The sequence below is a fragment of the Fructilactobacillus sp. X2R1C1 genome, assembly GCF_059901435.1.
Window position 1 is genome coordinate 1 of record NZ_JBWXUV010000057.1, and the last position, 332, is coordinate 332.

The following is a 332-nucleotide window of genomic DNA, read 5'->3' on the forward strand; positions in this document are numbered from 1 at the left end:
CATTTAAACCTTCTTTAACTAATAACAATGCTTCAAGCATTCCTGCTGGACCTGCACCCACAATAACAATATCATTCATTATAAAATTCCCTCCAATGTCACATTATATAAAAGTAACCAGTGGTTATATAATAACTTAAAAAAAATATACGTCAATATTTAAATTTTTAGTATAAATAAAAATCAATTTTCAAAATTCTTGATCTTTTTAATACCAAATCCCATACTTCTATCAAGTAAAACATGCATATAAATAATAAGACTAACTGCGATAAGAAAATTATTATTATATATATATCCAAAAATTAATAATAAAGATGGAAGTATTAAAT

The 332-nt window shown here is 23.2% G+C and carries 1 protein-coding gene; it reads right to left on the reverse strand.

What is annotated here, in order from left to right; genetic code table 11:
- Positions 1 to 183: 183 nt before the first annotated feature.
- Positions 184 to 327, reverse strand: coding sequence for a DUF4260 family protein (locus tag AC6UDG_RS07485; protein ID WP_500706958.1), 144 nt, complete (start codon positions 325 to 327; stop codon positions 184 to 186).
- Between the last annotated feature and the right edge of the window lie 5 nt (positions 328 to 332).